Genomic DNA, 22,720 nt, shown 5'->3' on the forward strand with positions numbered 1-22,720 from the left:
GTCGTATTAGGCTCGAAAGAACACGCCTGTTGTTCGTTAAACGCGGGAACCTTGGACATCAACGCCAGCCGCGACTTTTCCAACACCGTCCAAAACGCCTACGCTCGCGCCAAGGTCAACGCCCCGGCGCAAAAAGCGGGCTGGGGGTTTGCGCCTCGCCCGGCCACGCCGCGAACCGAACCCGCGCCGACGCTTAAAGTCACCGAAGTGACCGATACCACCAGTGCGACGCGTATCCATCTCCCCGTTCTGGTATATGAATCAAGACGGAAACCCGGCTTTAATGCCGATGGTAGCCCGGCTGCGGATATGACCTATGGCGATATGACCGAGGAAGAAATCAGAGCCATACCAAACTTTGGCCATTTACCTCTCTTCGCGAAGGATGGTTATTTATTTGGTTTCGATTCTGCCTCCCTTAATTTTCTTAAATTTAGGTTAATGGCTAAGCTTTTTTTCTCAGCTGGTGAATTAGAGATGGTTATCCTAGCGATGATTGCCAAATTTGAAAAAAAGGAGGGTGGAGAATTTAGGCATCCTGCTCTAACGCGCGCCGTTCGTGCGCATCCAAACACACAAGCGTTTATAAAAACATTGCTGCAGGGCATTGATGACACAATCAAACAGCAACATGGCGAAATTAACCCTGTTGCTTTAAATGATTGGATGATGAGCTATCAGAATATAATTAAAAAATCACTTCGCCCCCCGGCTTTCAATACATTCGAAGATAAATACTTAGCCTGGTTAAATGGTGGATTGACGTTCGCCATCAATGACGTTTGGGCGGCTAAGGCAGAAATTGTTGACTTTGACCGTTGTGGTCGGTTTTATAAAGGTAAAGTTCGGGTGACCTTTTATGATCATTTTGGACTGGATATCCCTGATATTGGCCCAGATCCAGATACTGCGGAGATAAAGGTTTACAGCGTGCTTGGAGGCTTTCGTTCTTGGTTCATACTTCAACATTTAGATAAATTCGGTTATAAGCCGTTCATCACCGTAGTCGAAATGGATTACCCCATTAAAGGGAATATATGAAAAAGACATTTATATTTCTCGTTATAAATTATCTATTGGTTATGTTGGAACGTTTATATTCCTTCAATAACGAGACGCTGTTTTGGGATCACTATTCAATAATAGTCCCATTGTCATGGTTCATTACTCCCATATGTACCCTTGTTTTCTTATTCAGCAAGAAGTGGCGTTATGCTATATGTACCGTTCTCCTTCATGTAGCCATGCTGCTATGGATCAACCACATCGGCCCGTTTTCAACGCATTTCTTTTTCGGGACACCTTTAATTGAAAAACGACAAGGGTACGAGTTTTATATAGATGTATCTGGCGAGCGAGGTTACGACTATATCGTCACGTCTCCGCCTAAAAGTCAGCGCGCTTTTACTGCTCTCATCGCAGATTATTTCAGTAAGCATCCGTTAGGAAACAAGGATTATAGTGGGGTGTTGTACATAAAGAGTATCGACACGATGAGTAACGGCAAAATTGCTAAAGCTCATTGGTGGGATCAACCTATGCGTGGCAGAGCACTGATTGATGCTGATATTTCAGAGTACGAAATTGCCACCGTCGCTAATCTTGAAGATGGATCGCTGAAAATCTGGTTTATCGGCGGTTACGGAGTGACGTGCGAGAATAATCAGTCAGGCAACGTGATCATCAAACCCGATGGTACTCACACCCCCACCTGCGATTAACCCCACTAGGCAAAAAACAGCGCGACGCTGAGCACCTCGTTCAGTGCCGCGTTGAGACTCGGCAGCGGATCGGTATGCAGGGGAATAGCCTGCTCCGCCTGCCGATGTACCGCCATCCAGCCGTCATTGTTAAATACTGCATAGCTATCCACCGGGCAGTCGACCAGACTGTCCTCGGTATCCAGCACATAAATCGTCACGCCCAACATATCCACTTTACGCATCCTTGCCTCTCCTATTGTGTCATTCCTGATACAGCCCCGAAGGGGTGCGCGGTGTTGCCGTGTCTTTCACCATATCAGAACTCATTTAGCGGAGATCTGATCTATGGCGCAAGATTACCATCACGGCGTGCGCGTGGTTGAAATCAACGAAGGCACCCGCCCCATCCAAACCGTTTCGACGGCCATTGTCGGTATGGTGTGTACCGCCGACGATGCCGACGCGGCGACGTTTCCCCTCAATAAACCCGTCTTGCTGACCGACGTCGTGACGGCCAGCGGCAAGGCGGGCGAGTCCGGCACGCTGGCCCGCGCACTGGATGCTATTGGCGATCAGGCCAAACCGGTGACGGTGGTCGTGCGTGTCGCTCAGGGCGACAGCGAGGCGGAGACCACCTCCAACATCATCGGCGGCGTCACCGCCGACGGCAAAAAGACCGGCATGAAAGCCTGCTGGCCGCCCAGGGACAGCTCGGCGTCAAACCCCGCATTCTCGGCGTACCCGGCCACGACAATCAGGCGGTAGCCGCCGAACTGGCGAGCGTAGCCCAAAGCCTGCGCGCCTTTGCCTACATCAGCGCCTACGGCTGCAACACGGTGGAAGCGGCGATCGCTTACCGCGCCAATTTCAGTCAGCGCGAACTGATGCTGATTTGGCCGGACTTCATCGCCTGGGATACGGTCGCCAATGCCGATGCGTCCGCCTGGGCGACCGCACGCGCACTGGGCCTGCGGGCCAAAATCGACGAGCAAACCGGCTGGCATAAAACCCTGTCTAACGTCGGCGTCAACGGGGTGACCGGTATTTCCGCCGATGTGTTCTGGGACCTGCAAGATCCGGCGACCGATGCGGGCCTGCTGAACCAGAACGACGTCACCACGTTGATCCGTAAAGACGGTTTTCGCTTTTGGGGGTCTCGCACCTGTAGCGACGATCCGCTGTTCGCCTTTGAGTCCTACACCCGCACCGCTCAGGTGCTGGCCGACACCATGGCCGAGGCGCACATGTGGGCCAGCGACAAACCGCTGACGCCTTCGCTGGCACGCGACATCATCGAGGGGGTCCGCGCCAAGCTGCGCGAAATGACCACCAATGGCTATCTGCTGGGCGGCGACTGCTGGATTGATGAGGCGGCCAATACCAAGGACACGCTGAAAGCCGGCACGCTGACCCTCGACTACGACTACACGCCGGTGCCGCCGCTGGAAAACCTGATGCTGCGCCAGCGCATCACGGACAGCTATCTCATCGACTTCACCAGCCAGGTCAACAGCTAAGGGGCGCACATGGCATTACCACGGATATTAAAACAACTGAATCTGTTCAACGACGGCAACAGCTATATGGGCGTGGTTGAATCCTTCACCCAGCCCAAGCTGACGCGCAAGTTTGAAAAGTGGCGCGGCGGCGGAATGCCGGGCGCGGTCGATATCGACATGGGTCTGGACGACAGCGCGCTGGAAGTCGAATGGCAGATTGCGGGCATTGAACCGCTGATTTACAAACAGCTCGGCAATACCAAGGCGGATGGCGTGCCGCTGCGCTTTACCTGTTCGGTACAGCGTGACGACACCGCCGAGGTGCAGGCGGTCGAGGTGGTGCTGCGCGGCCGGCACAAAGAAATCGACGGCGGCGAAGCCAAACTCGGCGAACTGACCAAAACCAAAGTATCGACGACCTGCACCTACTACAAACTGACCGTCAACGGCGAGGTGCTGATTGAGATTGACCTGCTGAACATGATCGAAATTGTCGGCGGCGTGGACCTGATGGAAGCCCACCGTTCCGCCATCGGCCTGTAACGCGCCTCTTTAATTGCGCAGGTTCACCCCTGCGCCCCAACCCAACAGAGACACATCATGCAAAAAGACGATAACACCCTGACCACTGAAAAAGTCATTACGCTGGATACCCCGCTGAAACGGGGCGACGTCACTCTTACGGCAATCACGCTCCGCAAACCCACTTCCGGCAGCCTGCGCGGCACCCGCCTGCAGGCGCTGATGGAAATGGACGTCAACGCCTGATGGTGGTGCTGCCGCGCGTTACTACCCCGGCGCTGACGCAGGCGGACGTGCTGGAACTGGACCCGGCCGATCTGGTCAGTCTGTCGGTGGAGTTAGTCACTTTTTTGTTGCCGAACTCGGCGCGGTCAGCTTTGCCCCCAGCCTGACGGTCGAGGATTTAGTGGCGGATATCGCCACCGTGTTTCACTGGCCGCCGGCGGTCACCGCGGAGATGTCATTAACCGAGGTACTGAACTGGCGCCACAAAGCCATTATTCGCAGCGGATCTGACGATGAGTGATAACAACCTGCGTTTACAGGTGGTGATGAATGCGATTGACCGGATCACGCGTCCGCTCCGCACGGCGCGGGACAGCACCCGGTCGTTGGCTTCGGATATCAAACAGACGCAGAGCCAGCTCAAGCAGCTGAACGAGGCCGGCAATAAGCTGACCACCTTCAATACGCTAAAACAGCGTGTTAGCCAAACCGGTGACGCGCTGGCGCAGGCTCGGCTCCGCGCCCAAATGATGACGCAGGAAATGAGTAGCCTTGCTTCACCGACCCGCGCGCAAACCAAAGCGCTGGAAGATCAGTGGCGCGCCGTCAGCCGTCTGGAGAATAAGCACCAGGCCGAGCAAAACCAGCTGGGGCGCCTGCGCGGCGACCTGTACCGACTCGGTATTTCGACGCAGGACAGCGCCCGCGCCACGGCGCGCATCGCCGAGGAAACCGCACGCTACAACCGCCAATTATCGGAACAGACCCGGCGCCTGCGACAGGCCGGCGAACAGCAGCACAGGCTCAATGCGATCCGCGCGCGCCATGCCAGGACGATGGAGACCCGCAATCAGTTAGCCGGCAACGGCGGCGGTCTGATTGCCACCAGTGTCACCACGGCAGCCCCGCTGATGGCACCGGTCAAAGCGTATGCTGAGGCAGAAGAGGCCGGCTCACAGTTAGCCGGCGCCATGATGGGACCAGGGGCGAAAGTCTCCCCAGAATTTGAAAAAATCAATCAGCTGGCCATCGCGCTGGGTGACAAGCTGCCTGGCACCACGGCGGATTTTCAGAACATGATGACCATGCTGCGCCGCCAGGGCATCGCTGCGCAAACCATCCTGGGCGGCATGGGGGAAGCGACCGCTTACCTGGGCGTACAGCTGAAAATGCCCTCAGAGGAAGCGGCAGAGTTTGCAGCCAAAATGCAGGACGCCACCGGCACCGTGGAAAAAGACATGATGGGCCTGATGGATGTGATTCAGAAAGGCTTCTATGCCGGCGTCGACCCCACCAACATGCTGCAGGGCTTCACCAAAATCAGCAGCGCGATGGATATCCTGCATACCAAAGGGCTGGACGGCGCGAAAATGCTGGCGCCGTTCCTGGTCATGGCCGACCAGAAAGGCATGGCGGGCGAATCGGCTGGCAACGCCTACCGCAAAGTGTTTCAGATGGTGATGGACACCAAAAAGGTCGGCAATGTTAACAAGGACCTGAAAGGCAGCGGCATCAAGTTTGATTTCACCAACGGCAAAGGCGAGTTCGGCGGGGTCGACCAGCTGTATCGACAACTCGACCAGTTGAACTCGCTAAATACCGCTAAAAGAACGCAGGTGATCAAAGGGCTGTTCGGCGATGATGCGGAAACGCTACAGGTGATTAATATTCTGCGTCAGGGCATGGGCGCCTATCAGGATGCGCAGGCCAAATTAGCGGAGCAAGCCTCATTGCGGGAGCGCGTCGACGCCCAGCTGAAAACACTGGGGAACAAATGGGACGCGGCGGGCGGTTCTTTCACTAACGCGATGGCCACCATCGGCGCCACGGTGGCACCGGACCTAAAACAGCTGGTCGACGGACTGGCCGAGCTGTCCGTAAAGCTGAATGAGTTTGCAAAAGAACATCCAGTACTGACCGCTGGCCTGTTTAAAGCGGCGGCGGGATTTGCCATTGTCACCGGGGCTATCGGGGCTGTGATGCTCACCATCGCCGCCATTCTCGGCCCCATGGCGATGATGCGATTGAGCCTGTCGATGCTCGGCATCAGGGGCGTCAGCGCGGTGGGGCTGATCGGCAGTGCGCTGAAAAACATGGGCGGCGCGGTGATGTGGCTAGGACGGCTGATGATGGCGAACCCGATACTGGCCGTGATTGGATTGATTGCGATGGGCGCGATCTACCTCTGGCAGAACTGGGACACGCTCGGCCCCAAATTCAAGGCGCTGTGGGACAATGTCAGCAGCACGGTATCGACCGCCTGGGAAGGGATCAAACAGAAATTGAGTGACAAATGGGACAGCCTGGTTAAAAGCGTCTCAGCATTGCCAGCCCGCTTTAAAGAAGCTGGACGGGAGTTAATCGACGGCCTGATGAACGGCATCAGTGAAAAATGGGAAGCGCTCAAGGCTAAATTGTCCTCCATGACCGACTACCTGCCGAACTGGATGAAACCCAACTCGGACACGCCGATGCCTTTACCTCCGCCCAATTCCCCCCCGCCGGTGTACAGCGACATTCCGATGTATGACACCGGCGGCCAGATTGCGTCGGGACAGCTCGGTATTGTCGGCGAGAACGGCCCGGAAATCGTCGCCGGTCCGGCATCCGTGACCAGCCGACGGCGCACGGCCGCCTTAGCCGCGGCGGCGCTGACGTTAGGCTCCACCGCCTCCCCGGCAACGGCTTATCCGCTGCATCCATTCAGCCTGTTGCCCGCAGCCCCTGCAGCAACCACATCGCGCCAGCCCGCGCCGGTGGTCACGCCGGTGACCGTCCATGCGCCGATCACCATCGTGCCGCAACCGGGCCAGAGCGCGACCGATATCGCCCGTGAAGTGGCGCGCCAGCTCGATGAACGCGAGCGACGCGCCCAGGCAAAAGCCCGTAGCAGTTACCGCGATCAGGGAGGACTCGAATCATGATGATGGTATTAGGCCTGTTTGTGTTCACGTTAAAGACCGTGCCTTATCAGGAACTGCAACGCCAGCGCGCCTGGCGCCATGTGACCAATAGCCGGATTGGCTATCGCCCGGTGACGCAGTATGTCGGCCCGGACAATGACACCATCACGTTACAGGGCGTGCTACTGCCACAGGTGACCGGCGGTGCGCTGTCTTTGTGGGCGCTGGAGCAGATGGCCGAGACCGGTAAAGCTTGGGCGTTACTGGAAGGCAGCGGCACCATTTATGGCATGTATGTCATTGAGAGCTTGAATGAAACCCGCAGCCAGTTTTTTCAGGACGGCAAAGCCCGGCGTATCGAGTTCACCCTGACATTAAAACGTGTGGATGAATCGCTGTCCGCGATGCTGGGCGACTTATCCACGTCATTAGGCGGCTTGAAAGACAGCGCGACGCAGGCGATCGGCGGGCTGACGTCTGCCGTCAGCGGGGTGTTGTCATGACTAATTGGCTGACAGGCGTCGAGTCTACGCCGGATTACCGGCTGCGCCTGGGGAAAACCGACATTACGCCGGTACTGGAAAAGCGGCTTATCTCATTGACGCTTACCGACAACCGCGGCTTTGAGGCGGACCAGCTCGATCTGGAACTGGACGATGCGGACGGCCAGCTGGCGCTGCCCCGGCGCGGCGCTGAAATCACGCTATTTTTGGGCTGGAAAGGCGAAGCGTTAATCGGTAAAGGCACCTACGTGGTGGATGAAATCGAACACAGCGGCGCGCCTGACCGGCTGACCCTGCGCGCCCGTAGCGCTGATTTTCGCCAGACCCTGAACATCAAACGGGAACGCTCCTGGCATCAGACCACGGTCGGGGCGATCGTCACGGATATCGCCAACCGGCACAAGCTGACGGCGGCACTGGATGCGGATACGGCTGTACAGCCGGTTGACCACATCGACCAGACCAAAGAGTCGGATTGTTCCTTCCTGATGCGGCTGGCGAAAGAGCACGGCGCTATCGCCGCAGTCAAAGACGGCCGACTGCTGTTTCTGCGTCAGGGACAGGGGAAAACGGCCAGCGGCAAAGTACTGCCAGCCGTCACCATCACCCGCGCCGCTGGCGACAGCCATCGTTTTTCCCTGGCCGACCGGGATGCTTACACCGGCGTGGTCGCCAGCTGGCTGCACACGCAGGAGCCGAAGAAAAGTCAGGAAACGCAGGTGAAACGTCGGCGCCGTCACACCCATCAGAAAAAAACGCCGGAGGCCAAACAGGGCGAATACCTGATCGGCACCGATGAAAACGTGCTGGTCCTGAGTCGCACCTACGCCAACCAGGCCAACGCCGAACGCGCGGCCAAAATGCACTGGGAACGGCTGCAGCGCGGCGTCGCCTCCTTCTCCATCACGTTAGCAAGAGGACGGGCCGAGCTGTACCCGGAACTGCCAGCAAAGGTCAGTGGCTTTAAGCAGGAAATCGACGCGGCGGAGTGGACGATCGCGACAGTCACGCATTCGTTGAGCGGACAGGGATTTACGACCGCGTTAGAGCTGGAAGTGAAGATTGACAACCTATCGATTGAATGATCAAATATTCGAAAATGCGAAATAATCTTGATAATTTGAATTGAAAGAGGGAAAGCCGATGATGAAATGCCCGCTGTGTGGATGCGCAGCCCACACCCGTTCCAGTCAGGAAATTACGCCGCAGACGAAAGAGCGCTACAACCAATGCACGAATATCAATTGCGGCCATACGTTTATTACGATGGAGACCTTTATCCGCTCCATTGCGATCCCTGCAAACGTTAATACCGTGCCACTCCATACCAAGGGGGGAAATCAGGCCACCTTGAACTTATAATTACCGTCACTGAATAAAAACGTTACCTCCTATCTTGTCTTTCCCATCCAGCTAACCACAGCCACATTGAGACCAGCCCGCGAAGCGGGTTTTTTTATGTCTGCTGCCTACAACTCATGCGCTGCTGCCATTTTGCTGCCACCATAAATAAAAAAAGGGCTGACCAATGGTCAACCCCTTGTTTTATATCGACTTTCGGATGTCGCGAAAGCGCGTTCTTAGTTAAGACGCTCTTTGATACGAGCAGACTTACCAGCACGCTCACGCAGGTAGTACAGTTTCGCTTTACGTACGGCACCACGGCGTTTCACAGTAATGCTGTCCACTACTGGAGAATGCGTCTGGAATACACGTTCCACGCCTTCGCCGTTAGAAATCTTGCGAACAGTGAATGCAGAATGCAGACCGCGGTTACGAATAGCGATAACCACGCCCTCGAATGCCTGCAGACGTTTTTTAGAACCTTCAACGACCCATACCTTAACTTCCACGGAATCACCCGGACGGAATGAAGGTACGTCTTGCTTCATCTGCTCTTGTTCGATCTGTTTAATGATGTTGCTCATAATATGTCTCTTACCCTAGGTAAACTGATATATGGGTTCGCCCGGCGCTGTGCCAGCGGCCCCCTAGTACTCTTGTTGAGACTGATGTTCCCGTTGGAATTCAGCCAGCAACGTTGTTTGCTCGTCAGTCAGAGCTAGGCTTTTCAGAAGTTCAGGTCTTCTAAGCCAGGTTCGGCCCAGCGACTGCTTCAAACGCCAGCGACGTATTTCAGCATGGTTGCCTGACAGTAAAACTGCCGGAACTTCCATCCCCGTCAACACTTCAGGCCGGGTGAAATGGGGGCAATCCAGCAATCCATCCGCAAAAGAGTCTTCTTCTGCAGAAGCTTCATGACCCAGTACGCCCGGAATGAACCGGGAAACAGAGTCAATCAGCGTCATTGCCGGCAGTTCGCCGCCGCTGAGCACATAATCCCCGATAGACCACTCTTCGTCGACTTCGGTTTTGATTACGCGCTCGTCAATTCCCTCGTACCGTCCACAGACCAGAATCATCTTCTGATTTGTAGCAAGTTGACGTACGCCTTGCTGATCCAATTTGCGGCCCTGTGGTGACAGGTAAATCACCCGAGCGCCTTCGCCTGCCGCTGCTTTAGCTGCATGAATCGCATCCCGTAAAGGTTGCACCATCATCAGCATCCCGGGACCGCCGCCATAAGGGCGATCGTCCACGGTGCGATGCCGGTCGTAGGTGAAGTCTCGCGGACTCCAATATTCTACGCTCAGCAGGCCATTTTTTACTGCCCGGCCAGTGACTCCATAATCAGTAATGGCGCGGAACATTTCTGGAAACAGGCTGATTACCCCAATCCACATAGCATCGTTCCACTCGTTACTGGTCGTTGTACGGAAATCAAAAACCAGGATCCCAATCTACTTCAATACGATGAGTAGAAAGGTCAACATGCTTGATCACCTGCTCTGTCAGGAACGGAATTAACCGCTCCTTGACCCCGTAAGCATCTTTCAGGTTAGCTCTTACCACCATCACATCGTTCGAGCCGGTTTCCATCATATCGATGACTTTGCCCAGCCCGTAACCGGCGACGGTTACGACTTCACAGCCAATAAGATCTTTCCAGTAATAATCACCCTCATCCAGTTCAGGAAGCTGAGATACGTCGACAACAATCTCGCAATTGGTCAACAGATTCGCCGCATCCCGATCTTCAACATCTTTGATCTTGATGATCAGGTCCTGATTATGGTGCCTCCAGCTCTCGATTTCGATGAGCTGCAAACCGCCTTTATTCCGGAGATACAAGGGCTGATAGTCAAAAATACTTTCGGCATCTTCGGTGGAGGAAAACACTCTGAGCCAACCTCTGATGCCATACGTCGACCCCATTTTCCCCAGTACTACCGGGTTTGTAGGGGCTTGAGGGCTAAGCTGCTTGCTCATTGTCACCACCGCAACAGGTTATGCTGCTTTTTTAGCGTCTTTGATCAGCGCAGAAACGCGATCAGAAACGGTAGCGCCCTGGCCAACCCAGTGCTCGATACGATCCAGGTCCAGACGCAGTGCTTCTGCCTGACCGGTTGCGATCGGGTTGAAGAAACCTACACGCTCAATAAAACGACCGTCGCGCGCATTGCGGCTATCGGTCACGACGACTTGGTAGAACGGGCGTTTTTTAGCGCCGCCACGTGCCAAACGAATAGTTACCATAACATCCTCTTTAGTGAATAAAACAACCGGGCCCCATCGAGGAACGGGGCCCAGTGTCATATAAAAAGCCCGAAAATTTTACTCATTTTGGCGTAAAAAGCAATCTAAAGCGTGCTTCATCCCCGAATACTTTCTACGCCGAGGTAAAACATCAGACGTTAGCGCCCCGGAAAGCCCGGTGGCATCATACCTTTCATTCCGCGCATCATTTTCGCCATACCGCCATTTTTCATCTTCTTCATCATGCGCTGCATGTCGTCAAACTGCTTCAGCAGCCGATTGACGTCTTGCACCTGCATACCTGAACCCGTGGCGATACGGCGCTTGCGCGAACCCTTGATAATTTCGGGTTTAGCGCGCTCTTTCTGCGTCATGGAATTAATGATGGCTTCCATACGCACCAGAACCTTGTCGTCCATCTGGGACTTCACATTGTCCGGCAGTTGGCCCATTCCCGGCAGCTTGCTCATCATGCTAGCCATGCCGCCCATATTGCGCATTTGCTTTAACTGGTCAAGGAAGTCGGTCAGGTCAAATCCGTCGCCCTTTTTCAGCTTTTTCGCCAACTTCTCGGCCTGGGTGCGGTCGACTTTGGTTTCCAGCTCTTCGATCAGGGACAGAACATCTCCCATTCCCAGGATGCGAGATGCAATGCGATCCGGGTGGAACGGCTCAAGAGCTTCCGTCTTTTCACCGACGCCGAGGAATTTGATCGGCTTGCCAGTGATATGGCGAATAGACAATGCCGCACCGCCGCGGGCGTCACCGTCGATTTTAGTCAGGATGACACCGGTTAACGGTAGTGCTTCGTTAAATGCTTTTGCCGTGTTAGCTGCATCCTGACCGGTCATCGCATCGACCACAAACAGGGTTTCCACCGGATTCAATGCCGCATGGACCTGTTTGATCTCATCCATCATCGCGTCGTCAACGTGCAAACGACCCGCGGTATCGACCAGCAGGACATCATAAAATTGCAGTTGGGCATGTTTTAACGCGTGATTGACGATATCGACCGGCTTTTGGCCCGCATCGGAGGGGAAGAAATCGACCCCGACCGTCTGCGCCAACGTTTCCAGCTGTTTAATCGCCGCAGGGCGATACACGTCTGCTGAAACCACCAGCACTTTTTTCTTCTGCTTTTCGCGCAGGAACTTCCCCAGCTTACCGACGCTGGTGGTTTTACCTGCCCCTTGCAGACCCGCCATCAGGACAACGGCAGGAGGCTGTGCCGCCAGATTAAGCTCGGCATTCACCTCGCCCATAGAGGCAACCAGTTCGTTCTGAACAATCTTGACGAACTCCTGCCCCGGCGTCAGGCTTTTATTCACCTCGAGGCCAACGGCCCGCTCCTTGACGCGATTGATGAAATCACGCACCACGGGCAACGCCACATCGGCTTCGAGTAACGCCATGCGAACTTCGCGCAGCGTCTCTTTAATATTCTCTTCTGTCAGTCGGCCACGGCCGCTGATGTTGCGCAAAGTGCGCGATAGTCGATCGGTTAGATTTTCAAACATAGCTCTGCTCAACGTAAACTGGCCGCTATCGCGACGTGAACGGTGGGGATTATAACACGAAAGCCACGGCAATCTCCGCGAGTGTTTACGGATAACAGGTTGGTGGGCCGTAATGACTAAGGCTATACTGGCCGTCCTTATTACTCTGTTGATACCCAATAATCTAACGCTATGTCTGTTTTCGCCATCGTGGCTTTAGCGGCCTATTCGCTCAGTCTGGGGCTGATTGTTCCCAGTCTGTTGAAAAAGAACAGCGCCTATCGCCGGTTGGCGGTAGCCTCCGCGGTGCTCGCACTTGCCTGTCATGCCGTGGCGCTCTATCAACGCATCTTTGATGTCTACGCCGGGCAAAATTTGAGCTTGCTTAACATAGGCTCGCTGGTCAGTCTGATGATCTGCTCGGTCATGACCTTCGTCGCCACGCGCAATCGAGGATGGTTTCTGCTGCCCGTCGTCTATACCTTCGCGCTTATCAACCTGGCATTCGCGGCTTTTATGCCGGGCGAGTTCATCACTCATCTTGAAAATGAACCCGGTCTGATGGTGCATATCGGTCTGGCGCTGTTTGCCTACGCCACGCTAATGATTGCCGCACTGTACGCACTGCAAATGGCGTCGCTGGATTACATGTTGAAGAATAAAATGCTGGGCTTTACGTCGGATATGCCGCCCCTGCTCAGCATTGAACGTAAGATGTTCCACATTACTCAGGTCGGCGTCATTCTGTTAACGCTGACATTGTGTACCGGGCTGTTTTACATGAGCGACTTGCTCAACAATAAAGAGAATCTCCATAAAGCGCTGTTCTCTTTGCTGGCCTGGTTCGTCTATATCCTACTGCTATGGGGACACTACCATGAAGGTTGGAGAGGTCGCCGCGTAGTTTACTTCAACCTGATAGGTGCATTGCTGTTAACGCTGTCCTATTTCGGTAGCCGTGTAATTAACCCTTTCCTCGTTCATTAATCTCACACTCCAGGCATAAAAAAAGAGAGCGTAATGCTCTCTTTTTTGTCTCTGAAGTCCGCCGTCAGATATGCAGCTCAGCCAGCTTGTCTTTAGGCAAGGCCAGTTCATCATTCTTATTGACCCGAACATCATGCTCAAGGATATGGCGAGCAATATCCTGTGCTTCGGTCAAGGAATGCATATCATAAGTGCCGCACTGGAATTCATTCAGTTCAGGGATCTTACGCTGTTCTTTTACCTTCAGAACATCTTCCATAGAGGCTTTCCAGGCCTTAGCCACGCGAACTTCATCCGGCGTACCAATCAGGCTCATGTAAAAACCCGTACGGCATCCCATCGGAGAAATATCGATGATCTCGACCCCTTCACCATTCAGATGGTCGCGCATGAATCCAGCGAACAGATGCTCCAGCGTATGAATACCGCGCTCAGGCATGATTTCATGGTTAGGACGGCAGAAGCGCAGATCGAAAACCGTGATGGTATCACCATGGGGCGTTTTCATGGTTTTTGCGACCCGTACCGCAGGGGCTGCCATACGCGTGTGATCGACAGTAAAGCTATCTAGTAATGGCATGTTGCCACCTCCTCATCGAAAAAATGTTTTTTTCTCGTTTCCAGGAAACTTTTTTTCTTGGCGCAAGTCATAACATATGAAAGACGCGCATTTATCATCATCATCCCTATTAACAGAGATGTTTATTTGGCCACACTTCGGTGTGGCCGTTTCTTTTTTACCCGCGGTTACTGCGCGGCAAGAAACTCTTCAAAACTTTGTTTATCTTCAGATTCCAGCTGTCGCTGTCGCTGCCATGAGCGCTCGGACTCGGCGGTAAACTGGCTTTCCGTCAACATTTCCAACGGTTCATTCCGCAAGGCTTCACGATATTGAGCCGCCAGCGCCAAACCAACGCCTCCAGACCCTTCTTCAAGCATCATTTTTAACAGTCTGCCTGAGAAAGTGCGCTCTGGATCATCAAACTGGGCAACAAGGTTATCACAGACCTGCTGGTAACAAGGTTCATCTTGCTCCTTATCCAACAATTCCGCCACCCGACGTAAATCCGCAAACAGCTCGCGACCGACCTCAGCCAGCGGCTGCTGGCGTGAATCACAGCCCATTCCGATGGTTTGTCCGGGTTTACGCCCTTCAAGAATAACGCGATTCCAGTTTTTACGAGTACATTGCAGCTCTTCGCTGCTCATATCCGGCGCATCGGCCAACGCACACCAAATCAGGAATAGATCGAGGAAGCGGACCTGCTCTTCGCTGACGCCCGTGGCGGAAAAAGGATTGATGTCGAGCGATCGGACCTCAATGTATTCGACGCCGCCACGCAGCAATGCATCTGACGGCTTTTCTCCCGAGCGCGTGACGCGTTTGGGACGGATAGGTGCATACAGCTCGTTTTCAATCTGCAGAACGTTGGTGTTGAGCTGCAGATAGCGTCCATCCCGTTTGATGCCCAAACGAGCATAGTCTTCGGAGGGCGTAACAATAGCTTGCTTGAGCGCCGCGACGTACGTATCGAGATCGTTGAAGGTAATGCCCAAATTGCTTTGTGACTTGTTGGTGTACCCCAAATCGCTAAGACGCAGCGATGTGGCGTAAGGCAAATAGCAGAGGCCGTTTTCCGTGCGTTCAAAAGGAATGGACGTTTCTTTTCCATTCAGGAAGGAAGAGCAGACGGCCGGCGAGGCGCCAAAGAGATAAGGGATCACCCAGCCGAAGCGATAATAATTACGGATTAGCTGAAAGTAGCCAGACGAGATCGCTGCTTTACCGCTGATTTCATCGGTAACGCCCGATTTTTCCTGCCAAAAAGACAACGGCAGCGAAAAATTGTAATGCACGCCGGAAATAGTTTGCATCAGCGCGCCATAGCGATTTTTAAGCCCTTCACGATAAAGCGTTTTCATCCTTCCGATGTTGGATGAACCGTACTGGGCCAGTTCGATGTCGTCTTCCGCGGCAACGTAGCACGGCATGCTGAGCGGCCACATTCTCTCTTCACCCAGATGCCGGGCTACATAGCGGTGAATGTCGCGCAGGAATGTCAGCAGGTGATGAATATCTTTATCAACTGGGGTAATAAACTCTAACAGAGACTCGGCAAAATCCGTGGTGATCCACGAGTGCGTCAATGCGGCCCCTAGCGCTTCCGGATGACCGGTCTGCGCCAGATGTCCATTAGCCATAACACGCAATGTTTCGCGCTCTATTCCTCGCTGAATTCCCTTGATGGCCTGAGGGTGTTGTTCCAGCCAGGACAGAGATTTTGATACGTCCGGGATCAAAGCGACCTCCCGTTAGTTAGTATGTAATAGTTGTTAGCATAACTGATGCCAGATGCCATCCACCAGACGCGGTTAAAACTGGTTAGGACCACCATGCAACCCCTTGTAACGTCATCCAGCACAGCACGAGATAACGTAGCGCTTTCCCAATGAAAATACAGAGCGTAGCCCGACCCCATGGCAAGCGTAACCAGCCCGCCAAGACGCAAAGCATATCTCCAATGATAGGCACCCAGCTAAATAATAGCGCAGCAACACCATAACGCTCTAACCAGCGCTGAGCCTTCGCCCGCCCTCTTCCGCTGTGACGCTTAGGTAGGAATCGGCCGACGATCATATTAGTGAACCCACCTAACGTGTTACCGACCGTAGCAATCATCACCAGAAGCCACGGGCTGGAGGTTTCGGTTAATAATAGCGATACCAGAACGACCTCCGAGCTGCCGGGCAATAACGTGGCGCTCAGGAAACTGCTCCAGAAGAGCGAAATGAAAGACCAGACTTCACTCACAGCGTTCTGACATCGACAACGTCCATATTTGCCCGCGTGGCAGCTTCAATACCAAAGTCGGCATCTTCGAAAACCACACAGTCTTCAGGAGCCACATGGATAAGCTCAGCGCAACGCAGGAAGGTGTCGGGGTACGGCTTATGCTGTTTTACATCATCGGCACCCACTATCGCGTCGAAATAATGTCTGACGCCGAGATGGCTGAGCAGCTTTTCCGCCATCGCGTGCCGACTACCGGTACCTACAGCCATTGGTCGTCGGCCATGATAACGCTTCACCACGTCCATCAACGGCAACGGTGTAACGGTATCCAGCAACATTTCCATCGCTAACGACGTTTTTTCTTCTGCGAGCTGATGAGGGTTGAGGTCGAGCTGATGTCTGGCAATGATAAATTCGGCTATACGCCAGGTCGGCGCGCCATTCAGCGCCACTAGAGGTGCTGGATCATACTGCATTCCCTTCTCGGCAAGCACCTGCTTCCAAGCCAGGCGGTGGGTTTGCTCAGTATCCAGAATAGTGCCATCCATATCGAATATGAGGCCCAGATAGCGATCGTACATCTTGCCTCCATGGCACTTTAAAAAATGGATATCTACTTTAGCGCAAAGTAAAAAACTTGTCGCTTATTCAATAACCATATAAAAAACATGCCATTAGGATGATGACAAACAACTGGAGGAAAACATCTAATGAGGAACGAATAAAAGAATTTGAGGAAATAAATAGCAAGAACTAGAGAAAAAGGGATAAAAGCAAAGGAGAAATAATTAAAGGAAGAAGATGGTGCATCCGGGAGGATTCGAACCTCCGACCGCTCGGTTCGTAGCCGAGTACTCTATCCAGCTGAGCTACGGATGCATATCAGGATTGATGTGCTAATACTTTTGAAAACAGAGGATGATACAGTAGTGATGGTGCATCCGGGAGGATTCGAACCTCCGACCGCTCGGTTCGTAGCCGAGTACTCTATCCAGCTGAGCTACGGATGCATTGGGACTCACTGCAAACTTCTCTTTTCTCTGATGAACTACAAGGAGCCACCAGAACAACAAACTGCTTGATGGTGCATCCGGGAGGATTCGAACCTCCGACCGCTCGGTTCGTAGCCGAGTACTCTATCCAGCTGAGCTACGGATGCATAATCAATTAAATGGCGGTGAGGGAGGGATTCGAACCCTCGATGCAGCTTTTGACCGCATACTCCCTTAGCAGGGGAGCGCCTTCAGCCTCTCGGCCACCTCACCTAACATGACCTGTGATACTCAACTCATCTTTCGTTTCGTGCTCACCGGTACTGCGTGGCGCACATATTACTTTCCACGACTTATAAGTCAAACAATTTTTCCCTCATCATGTTTGTTTGCACACTTCGCGGCCAATACGTACAGATTGGCAACACAAAGTATATTTTATCAACAGAAAAACAATTGCTTATCATGCTCGCGAGCAGGAAGAAATAAATGCGGAACCTAGATGGGGAAAACGGGAAATACGACTAAAACGAGCGATAGAAGCAATCGCGCCTCGTTTTACGAGACGCATTGCCAATTAATACGATGTTGGCTGAGACTTCTCTGCCTGAATGCGCTGATAAATCTCTTCGCGGTGAACGGAGACCTCTTTGGGGGCGTTGACACCAATGCGTACCTGATTGCCCTTTACTCCCAGTACAGTAACCGTAACCTCATCGCCGATCATGAGGGTTTCGCCAACTCGACGAGTTAAAATAAGCATTCTTTGCTCCTTGAAAAGATTATAAAGAGTCAGGCCCCTTCATTTTCTCACCATTATCCGTCATGGGCCAAGAAAACGTAAACCCAGATGATGATTGTTCATCATCCCACTCATAGTTGTTACTAATGTTCAGTCTAGTCGATATAAGACAGCTTGCGATTTTTGTTATCACAGCCAGACGGTAGGTCTTCCTGCCCCCGGTTTTCCAGGGGCTCATAAACTCCATCTGGCTTGCGCTCATCCGTTTTCGCAAGCCCAAGGCGCCAAAACTGTTTAAGGTTGCGACGTTTGTCTAGATAACATTGGTCATTTAGTTATAGCTTATCAACCACCCAGGCTTCAACGCTCTCCAGAGCCGCTGGCAGAGCGTTAACGTCACTGCCGCCCGCCTGGGCCATATCAGGACGACCACCGCCTTTACCGCCAACCTGACTGGCGACAAAGCCAATGAGCTCGCCTGCTTTCACCTTACTGGTCAACTCTTTTGTCACTCCGGAGATAAGGCTGACCTTACCTTCGGTTGCCGTAGCCAGAACGATAATCGCAGACCCCAGCTGGTTTTTCAGGTCATCGACCATCGTGCGCAGCATTTTGGGTTCAACGTTATCCAGCTGAACGACCAGCAGTTTCACACCTTTCACCTCTTTCGCTTTACCCGCCAAGGAGGAGCTTTCTTGTGCCGCTTGCTGCGCTTTCAACTGCTGCAGCTCTTTTTCCAGCGTACGCGTACGATCGATAACAGAACGCACTTTTTCCGCCAGATTATGAGTATCGCCTTTAACGAGCGCGGTCACTTCCTGCAATACATCACTCTGACGATGCAGTGCGTTGATCGCATTTTCACCCGTCACCGCTTCGATGCGACGAACACCTGCGGCAGTGCCCGACTCCGACACAATCTGGAACAGACCGATATCCCCCGTGCGGCTGGCATGAATGCCCCCACACAGCTCAATCGAGAAGTCGCCCATCGTCAGCACACGAACATGGTCATCGTATTTTTCGCCAAAGAGCGCCATAGCGCCTTTTGACTTAGCCTCTGAGATCGCCATCACTTCGGTTTCGATCGGCAAATTGCGACGAACCTGAGTATTAACAATATCTTCAACTTGACGAATCTGTTCTGGTTTCATGGCTTCAGTATGCGAGAAGTCGAAACGCAGGTGGCGATCATTCACCAAGGAACCTTTCTGAGCAACATGCTCACCGAGTACCTGACGCAGTGCTGAATGCAGCAAATGCGTCGCGGAGTGATTCAGACGAATACGATCACGACGCGCCTGATCGACCACCGCATTCACAGTACCATTAATTCGCAGCGTACCATGGCTGAGTTTACCGATATGACCAATAGCCTGACCATATTTCTGGGTATCTTCCACCACGAAACTCGCATCTGTCGTTTGGAGCTCACCCCGGTCACCGACCTGACCACCGGACTCACCGTAGAATGGCGTGTTGTCCAAAATGACCACAGCATCTTCACCGGCATGAATTTCATCGACAGACTGACCTTCACGATAAAGTGCAATCACGCTGGCATTGCCTGCCGTGTTTTCGTATCCGCAGAAGTCGGTGGCCGTATCGACACGAATCTGGCTGTTATAATCCACGCCAAAGCCGCTGGCTTCGCGAGCGCGTTGACGCTGCGCTTCCATCGCTCGTTCAAAGCCGTCTTCATCGACCTTGATATTGCGCTCACGGCACACGTCCGCGGTTAAATCCAGCGGGAAACCATAAGTGTCGTACAGACGGAAAGCGGCTTCGCCATTTAGCGTATCGCCCTGCAGACCATTAATCTCTTCGTCCAGCAGCGCCAATCCACGTTCCAGAGTCCGAGCAAACTGCTCTTCTTCATTTTTCAAAGCCTGTTCGACCAACGCTTGCTGACGTTTCAGGTCTTCTGCAGCCGAGCCCATCACACTGATCAGCGGCGCAACCAACTTATAGAAGAAGGTATCTTTGGCGCCCAGCATATTGCCATGACGTACGGCGCGACGAATGATACGGCGCAGAACATAGCCCCGGTTTTCATTGGATGGCATAACGCCATCTGCGATCAGAAAAGCACAGGAACGAATATGGTCGGCAATAACTCGCAGCGACTTATTATCCAGATCGTCCGTACCAATCACTTTCGCTACGTCAGCGATCAGCGTTTTGAACAGATCGATTTCGTAGTTGGAATTCACATGCTGCAGAACGGCTGAAATGCGTTCCAGACCCATGCCGGTGTCCACCGAAGGCTTGGGCAACGGCAACATCGTGCCATCGGCCTGACGATTGAACTGCATGAAGACCAGGTTCCAGATCTCGATATAGCGGTCGCCGTCTTCTTCCGGAGAGCCCGGAGGTCCGCCCCAGATGTGGTCGCCGTGATCGTAAAAAATCTCGGAACATGGGCCGCAAGGTCCGGTGTCGCCCATCTGCCAGAAGTTATCTGAAGCATACGGCGCGCCTTTATTGTCACCAATACGGATGATGCGTTCGCGTGGAACGCCAATTTCGTCGGCCCAGATATTGAAAGCTTCATCATCCGTAGCATAGACGGTCACCCATAGCTTTTCTTTCGGCAGATTGAACCACTGCTCGCCGGTCAGTAATTCCCAGGCATTGCGGATGGCCTCATGCTTGAAATAGTCGCCAAAGCTAAAGTTGCCCAGCATTTCAAAGAAAGTGTGATGACGTGCGGTATAACCTACGTTTTCGAGATCGTTATGCTTCCCACCGGCACGCACGCAACGCTGAGACGTAGTAGCGCGCGAATAGCTACGCTTGTCCAGACCAAGGAAAACATCCTTAAACTGGTTCATCCCCGCGTTCGTGAATAACAGAGTTGGATCGTTATTTGGTACTAGGGAGCTACTGGGGACGATCTGGTGTCCCTTACTGTGGAAAAAATCGAGAAACGCTTGACGGATCTCAGCGGTGCTCTTGCTCATAATTGTCCTGAAATCAAGCTAAAAGAATGGTCGCGGGTCCGACCCGGACGACATATCGACGAAATCGGACCAAACACGAACTAAAAAAGTGGGAATAAGATAAATTTTCTCAGGAGGGAAGTAAAATCCCGTATACATTCAATCTGAAAAATTCGTGTACAGAGACTGAATTTCATCATGCGAAAAACCGCGATACAAGAGGTAACGCTGAACTTTCGCTTTTTCTTTCCATTCGCTGGGGAGCGGATGACCAAACTTTCGTTCAGCGACCTGTTGAACTAATTGATACCAATCAACGTCACTGACGCGCAATGCTTCGCTTTGCGTCGATTTGTCCACGCCTTTCTGACTTAACTCGCTGCGTATTCGCTGCACGCCGTACCCTTTCCGACTACGACTTGAGATGTAACGTTGAGCAAATCGTTTATCGTCAAGCCAACCGTACTCGGCACAATAGGCGATGGCCTGCTCAATTTCCTGATCGACAGCAATGGAGTCATCGCCGTTTTCTTCTGATGGGGAATACAAGAACGCCGCAATTTTGCGGCGTAACTCGGTTTCACTGTGGTCGCGGACCGCCAACACATTCATGGCATAACGCAATATTTTAGACATGCGTGACCTTGATCGATGTATGGCTGCTGCTAGCTAACATAATGAACTAATTAAAAATCTTCTTTGGACTCGCCAGCTGTACCTTCATCAAGACCCGCTTCGCTACTGGCAGCCATTGCCGCTGGCTCATTGCCTTTATTTAGCAACATATCGCGTAGTTTTTTATCCAGCTCATTGGCAATCGAGCTATTCTCGCGAATGAAGTTACATGCATTGGCCTTACCTTGACCAATTTTTTCACCGTTGTAGCTATACCACGCCCCCGCCTTTTCAATCAGCTTGTGCTTAACTCCAAGGTCGACCAACTCGCCAAAGGTGTTAATACCTTCACCGTACATAATCTGGAATTCAGCCTGTTTGAACGGTGCGGCGACTTTGTTTTTCACGACTTTCACGCGGGTTTCACTCCCGACCACTTCGTCACCATCTTTGATAGCGCCGATGCGGCGGATATCCAGTCGTACTGAGGCGTAGAATTTCAGCGCGTTACCGCCGGTCGTCGTTTCAGGGTTACCAAACATCACGCCGATCTTCATTCGGATCTGGTTGATGAAAATCAGCAGCGTACTGGACTGTTTCAAGTTGCCTGCCAGCTTACGCATCGCCTGACTCATCATTCGCGCGGCCAACCCCATGTGAGAGTCGCCGATTTCACCTTCGATTTCAGCCTTCGGCGTCAATGCAGCTACAGAGTCAACGATAATGACATCCACGGCCCCAGAACGTGCCAGCGCGTCACAGATTTCCAGTGCCTGCTCACCCGTATCCGGCTGGGAACACAACAGGTTGTCGATATCGACACCCAGTTTCTTCGCGTAGATAGGATCCAGCGCATGCTCCGCATCAATAAAGGCACAGGTTTTTCCTTTACGCTGAGCCGCGGCAATCACCTGCAACGTCAGCGTGGTTTTACCTGAGGATTCCGGCCCGTAGATTTCCACGATACGGCCCATAGGCAAACCGCCGACGCCCAGCGCGATATCCAGGGACAGGGAACCTGTAGAGATAGTTTCAACATCCATTGAGCGATCTTCGCCCAAACGCATGATAGAACCTTTACCGAATTGCTTTTCGATTTGACCCAGTGCTGCTGCCAGTGCCTTTTGTTTGTTCTCATCAATAGCCATTTCTACTCCTGTCTCGCAGCAAGAAGCTGCATCTGCGCTGTTGCTTGTT

The 22,720-nt window shown here is 53.0% G+C and carries 23 protein-coding genes, 4 tRNA genes and 2 pseudogenes; 11 read left to right on the top strand and 18 right to left on the bottom strand.

What is annotated here, in order from left to right; genetic code table 11:
* Window positions 1-1,041: DUF3289 family protein (locus AU509_RS17015; protein ID WP_094118871.1), on the top strand; the 1,041-nt coding region annotated here is incomplete at its 5' end.
* A complete protein-coding gene (locus tag AU509_RS17020) occupies window positions 1,038-1,721 on the top strand; it encodes a hypothetical protein (RefSeq protein WP_094118872.1) in 684 nt (227 codons plus the stop codon). The genes AU509_RS17015 and AU509_RS17020, both read left to right, overlap by 4 nt.
* 5 nt (window positions 1,722-1,726) lie before the next feature.
* Here AU509_RS17020 and AU509_RS17025 read toward each other — a convergent pair whose 3' ends face one another.
* A complete protein-coding gene (locus tag AU509_RS17025) occupies window positions 1,727-1,945 on the bottom strand; it encodes a hypothetical protein (protein WP_094118873.1) in 219 nt (72 codons plus the stop codon).
* Between the two features lie 103 nt (window positions 1,946-2,048).
* Here AU509_RS17025 and AU509_RS17030 point away from each other — a divergent pair.
* From AU509_RS17030 to AU509_RS17065, 8 genes and pseudogenes are all read left to right on the top strand, one after another.
* Window positions 2,049-3,220 (top strand): annotated as a pseudogene (locus AU509_RS17030) (phage tail sheath protein).
* A gap of 9 nt (window positions 3,221-3,229) precedes the next feature.
* Window positions 3,230-3,745, top strand: coding sequence for a phage major tail tube protein (locus tag AU509_RS17035; protein WP_094118874.1), 516 nt, complete (start codon window positions 3,230-3,232; stop codon window positions 3,743-3,745).
* 57 nt (window positions 3,746-3,802) lie between these two features.
* Window positions 3,803-4,116, top strand: a pseudogene (locus AU509_RS17040) (phage tail assembly protein).
* Window positions 4,117-4,130: 14 nt separating this feature from the next.
* Entirely contained in the window at window positions 4,131-4,250 is a 120-nt protein-coding gene (locus AU509_RS17045) for a GpE family phage tail protein (protein ID WP_094118875.1), read from the top strand.
* Complete coding sequence (locus AU509_RS17050; RefSeq protein ID WP_094118876.1) at window positions 4,243-6,873, top strand: phage tail tape measure protein; 2,631 nt, start codon at window positions 4,243-4,245, stop codon at window positions 6,871-6,873. The genes AU509_RS17045 and AU509_RS17050 overlap by 8 nt, the downstream gene beginning before the upstream one ends.
* Window positions 6,870-7,355, top strand: a complete 486-nt coding sequence (locus AU509_RS17055; protein WP_085688453.1) for a phage tail protein — start codon at window positions 6,870-6,872, stop codon at window positions 7,353-7,355. Before AU509_RS17050 ends, AU509_RS17055 begins: the two co-directional genes overlap by 4 nt.
* On the top strand, window positions 7,352-8,440 hold the full coding sequence (locus AU509_RS17060) for a phage late control D family protein (RefSeq protein ID WP_094118877.1): 1,089 nt from the start codon (window positions 7,352-7,354) through the stop codon (window positions 8,438-8,440). Before AU509_RS17055 ends, AU509_RS17060 begins: the two co-directional genes overlap by 4 nt.
* A gap of 58 nt (window positions 8,441-8,498) precedes the next feature.
* Window positions 8,499-8,717, top strand: a complete 219-nt coding sequence (locus AU509_RS17065) for an ogr/Delta-like zinc finger family protein (RefSeq protein ID WP_094118878.1) — start codon at window positions 8,499-8,501, stop codon at window positions 8,715-8,717.
* A gap of 218 nt (window positions 8,718-8,935) precedes the next feature.
* Here AU509_RS17065 and rplS read toward each other — a convergent pair whose 3' ends face one another.
* The 5 genes from rplS to ffh all read right to left on the bottom strand — a co-directional run bounded on the left by rplS (window position 8,936) and on the right by ffh (window position 12,472).
* Complete coding sequence (gene rplS, locus AU509_RS17070; protein ID WP_026739733.1) at window positions 8,936-9,283, bottom strand: 50S ribosomal protein L19; 348 nt, start codon at window positions 9,281-9,283, stop codon at window positions 8,936-8,938.
* A gap of 63 nt (window positions 9,284-9,346) precedes the next feature.
* Window positions 9,347-10,099: a tRNA (guanosine(37)-N1)-methyltransferase TrmD gene (gene trmD / locus AU509_RS17075; RefSeq protein WP_094101687.1), complete on the bottom strand. Its 753-nt coding sequence runs from the start codon at window positions 10,097-10,099 to the stop codon at window positions 9,347-9,349.
* Window positions 10,100-10,136: 37 nt separating this feature from the next.
* The gene (gene rimM / locus AU509_RS17080; RefSeq protein ID WP_085653081.1) at window positions 10,137-10,685 is read right to left on the bottom strand and encodes a ribosome maturation factor RimM; all 549 of its coding nucleotides are present in this window, start codon (window positions 10,683-10,685) and stop codon (window positions 10,137-10,139) included.
* Between the two features lie 18 nt (window positions 10,686-10,703).
* Window positions 10,704-10,952: a 30S ribosomal protein S16 gene (rpsP, locus tag AU509_RS17085; RefSeq protein ID WP_026739736.1), complete on the bottom strand. Its 249-nt coding sequence runs from the start codon at window positions 10,950-10,952 to the stop codon at window positions 10,704-10,706.
* Between the two features lie 158 nt (window positions 10,953-11,110).
* A complete protein-coding gene (gene ffh / locus AU509_RS17090) occupies window positions 11,111-12,472 on the bottom strand; it encodes a signal recognition particle protein (protein WP_094118879.1) in 1,362 nt (453 codons plus the stop codon).
* A 171-nt stretch (window positions 12,473-12,643) separates the two neighbouring features.
* Here ffh and AU509_RS17095 point away from each other — a divergent pair, with 171 nt between their 5' ends.
* Complete coding sequence (locus AU509_RS17095) at window positions 12,644-13,438, top strand: cytochrome C assembly family protein (RefSeq protein ID WP_085653083.1); 795 nt, start codon at window positions 12,644-12,646, stop codon at window positions 13,436-13,438.
* A 64-nt stretch (window positions 13,439-13,502) separates the two neighbouring features.
* Here the strand turns inward: AU509_RS17095 and luxS are convergent, their stop codons facing one another.
* The 12 genes from luxS to recA form a co-directional block, all read right to left on the bottom strand.
* Entirely contained in the window at window positions 13,503-14,018 is a 516-nt protein-coding gene (luxS, locus tag AU509_RS17100) for an S-ribosylhomocysteine lyase (protein ID WP_085653084.1), read from the bottom strand.
* Between the two features lie 167 nt (window positions 14,019-14,185).
* Window positions 14,186-15,739: a glutamate--cysteine ligase gene (gshA, locus tag AU509_RS17105; protein ID WP_094118880.1), complete on the bottom strand. Its 1,554-nt coding sequence runs from the start codon at window positions 15,737-15,739 to the stop codon at window positions 14,186-14,188.
* Between the two features lie 82 nt (window positions 15,740-15,821).
* Window positions 15,822-16,250, bottom strand: coding sequence for a YqaA family protein (locus AU509_RS17110; protein ID WP_085653086.1), 429 nt, complete (start codon window positions 16,248-16,250; stop codon window positions 15,822-15,824).
* Window positions 16,247-16,813, bottom strand: a complete 567-nt coding sequence (gene yqaB, locus AU509_RS17115) for a fructose-1-phosphate/6-phosphogluconate phosphatase (RefSeq protein ID WP_085653087.1) — start codon at window positions 16,811-16,813, stop codon at window positions 16,247-16,249. Before yqaB ends, AU509_RS17110 begins: the two co-directional genes overlap by 4 nt.
* Window positions 16,814-17,034: 221 nt before the next feature.
* Window positions 17,035-17,111: transfer RNA gene (locus tag AU509_RS17120), tRNA-Arg, on the bottom strand.
* Between the two features lie 54 nt (window positions 17,112-17,165).
* Window positions 17,166-17,242, bottom strand: a tRNA-Arg gene (locus AU509_RS17125).
* Between the two features lie 72 nt (window positions 17,243-17,314).
* Window positions 17,315-17,391, bottom strand: a tRNA-Arg gene (locus AU509_RS17130).
* 13 nt (window positions 17,392-17,404) lie between these two features.
* A tRNA-Ser gene (locus AU509_RS17135) sits at window positions 17,405-17,497 on the bottom strand.
* A gap of 304 nt (window positions 17,498-17,801) precedes the next feature.
* Window positions 17,802-17,987 carry a carbon storage regulator CsrA gene (gene csrA / locus AU509_RS17140; RefSeq protein ID WP_005972168.1) on the bottom strand — a complete coding sequence of 62 codons (186 nt, stop codon included), beginning with the start codon at window positions 17,985-17,987 and terminating at the stop codon, window positions 17,802-17,804.
* Between the two features lie 314 nt (window positions 17,988-18,301).
* On the bottom strand, window positions 18,302-20,929 hold the full coding sequence (gene alaS, locus AU509_RS17145; protein ID WP_085653088.1) for an alanine--tRNA ligase: 2,628 nt from the start codon (window positions 20,927-20,929) through the stop codon (window positions 18,302-18,304).
* A 138-nt stretch (window positions 20,930-21,067) separates the two neighbouring features.
* Window positions 21,068-21,544 (bottom strand): regulatory protein RecX, encoded by a 477-nt coding sequence (locus AU509_RS17150; RefSeq protein WP_085653089.1) that lies wholly within the window; start codon window positions 21,542-21,544, stop codon window positions 21,068-21,070.
* A 50-nt stretch (window positions 21,545-21,594) separates the two neighbouring features.
* Entirely contained in the window at window positions 21,595-22,671 is a 1,077-nt protein-coding gene (gene recA / locus AU509_RS17155; protein WP_094118881.1) for a recombinase RecA, read from the bottom strand.
* Between the last annotated feature and the right edge of the window lie 49 nt (window positions 22,672-22,720).

The sequence above is a fragment of the Lonsdalea britannica genome, assembly GCF_002111595.1.
GTDB lineage: Bacteria > Pseudomonadota > Gammaproteobacteria > Enterobacterales > Enterobacteriaceae > Lonsdalea > Lonsdalea britannica.

Coding starts and splice junctions, on each gene's coding strand:
- yqaB (WP_085653087.1), bottom strand. CDS start 16,813: ATGTACGATCGCTATCTGGGCCTCATATTCGATATGGATGGCACTATT.
- AU509_RS17055 (WP_085688453.1), top strand. CDS start 6,870: ATGATGATGGTATTAGGCCTGTTTGTGTTCACGTTAAAGACCGTGCCT.
- AU509_RS17095 (WP_085653083.1), top strand. CDS start 12,644: ATGTCTGTTTTCGCCATCGTGGCTTTAGCGGCCTATTCGCTCAGTCTG.
- rplS (WP_026739733.1), bottom strand. CDS start 9,283: ATGAGCAACATCATTAAACAGATCGAACAAGAGCAGATGAAGCAAGAC.
- AU509_RS17060 (WP_094118877.1), top strand. CDS start 7,352: ATGACTAATTGGCTGACAGGCGTCGAGTCTACGCCGGATTACCGGCTG.
- recA (WP_094118881.1), bottom strand. CDS start 22,671: ATGGCTATTGATGAGAACAAACAAAAGGCACTGGCAGCAGCACTGGGT.
- AU509_RS17035 (WP_094118874.1), top strand. CDS start 3,230: ATGGCATTACCACGGATATTAAAACAACTGAATCTGTTCAACGACGGC.
- AU509_RS17150 (WP_085653089.1), bottom strand. CDS start 21,544: ATGTCTAAAATATTGCGTTATGCCATGAATGTGTTGGCGGTCCGCGAC.
- AU509_RS17025 (WP_094118873.1), bottom strand. CDS start 1,945: ATGCGTAAAGTGGATATGTTGGGCGTGACGATTTATGTGCTGGATACC.
- ffh (WP_094118879.1), bottom strand. CDS start 12,472: ATGTTTGAAAATCTAACCGATCGACTATCGCGCACTTTGCGCAACATC.
- AU509_RS17065 (WP_094118878.1), top strand. CDS start 8,499: ATGATGAAATGCCCGCTGTGTGGATGCGCAGCCCACACCCGTTCCAGT.
- AU509_RS17020 (WP_094118872.1), top strand. CDS start 1,038: ATGAAAAAGACATTTATATTTCTCGTTATAAATTATCTATTGGTTATG.
- luxS (WP_085653084.1), bottom strand. CDS start 14,018: ATGCCATTACTAGATAGCTTTACTGTCGATCACACGCGTATGGCAGCC.
- AU509_RS17050 (WP_094118876.1), top strand. CDS start 4,243: ATGAGTGATAACAACCTGCGTTTACAGGTGGTGATGAATGCGATTGAC.
- alaS (WP_085653088.1), bottom strand. CDS start 20,929: ATGAGCAAGAGCACCGCTGAGATCCGTCAAGCGTTTCTCGATTTTTTC.
- rimM (WP_085653081.1), bottom strand. CDS start 10,685: ATGAGCAAGCAGCTTAGCCCTCAAGCCCCTACAAACCCGGTAGTACTG.
- rpsP (WP_026739736.1), bottom strand. CDS start 10,952: ATGGTAACTATTCGTTTGGCACGTGGCGGCGCTAAAAAACGCCCGTTC.
- trmD (WP_094101687.1), bottom strand. CDS start 10,099: ATGTGGATTGGGGTAATCAGCCTGTTTCCAGAAATGTTCCGCGCCATT.
- csrA (WP_005972168.1), bottom strand. CDS start 17,987: ATGCTTATTTTAACTCGTCGAGTTGGCGAAACCCTCATGATCGGCGAT.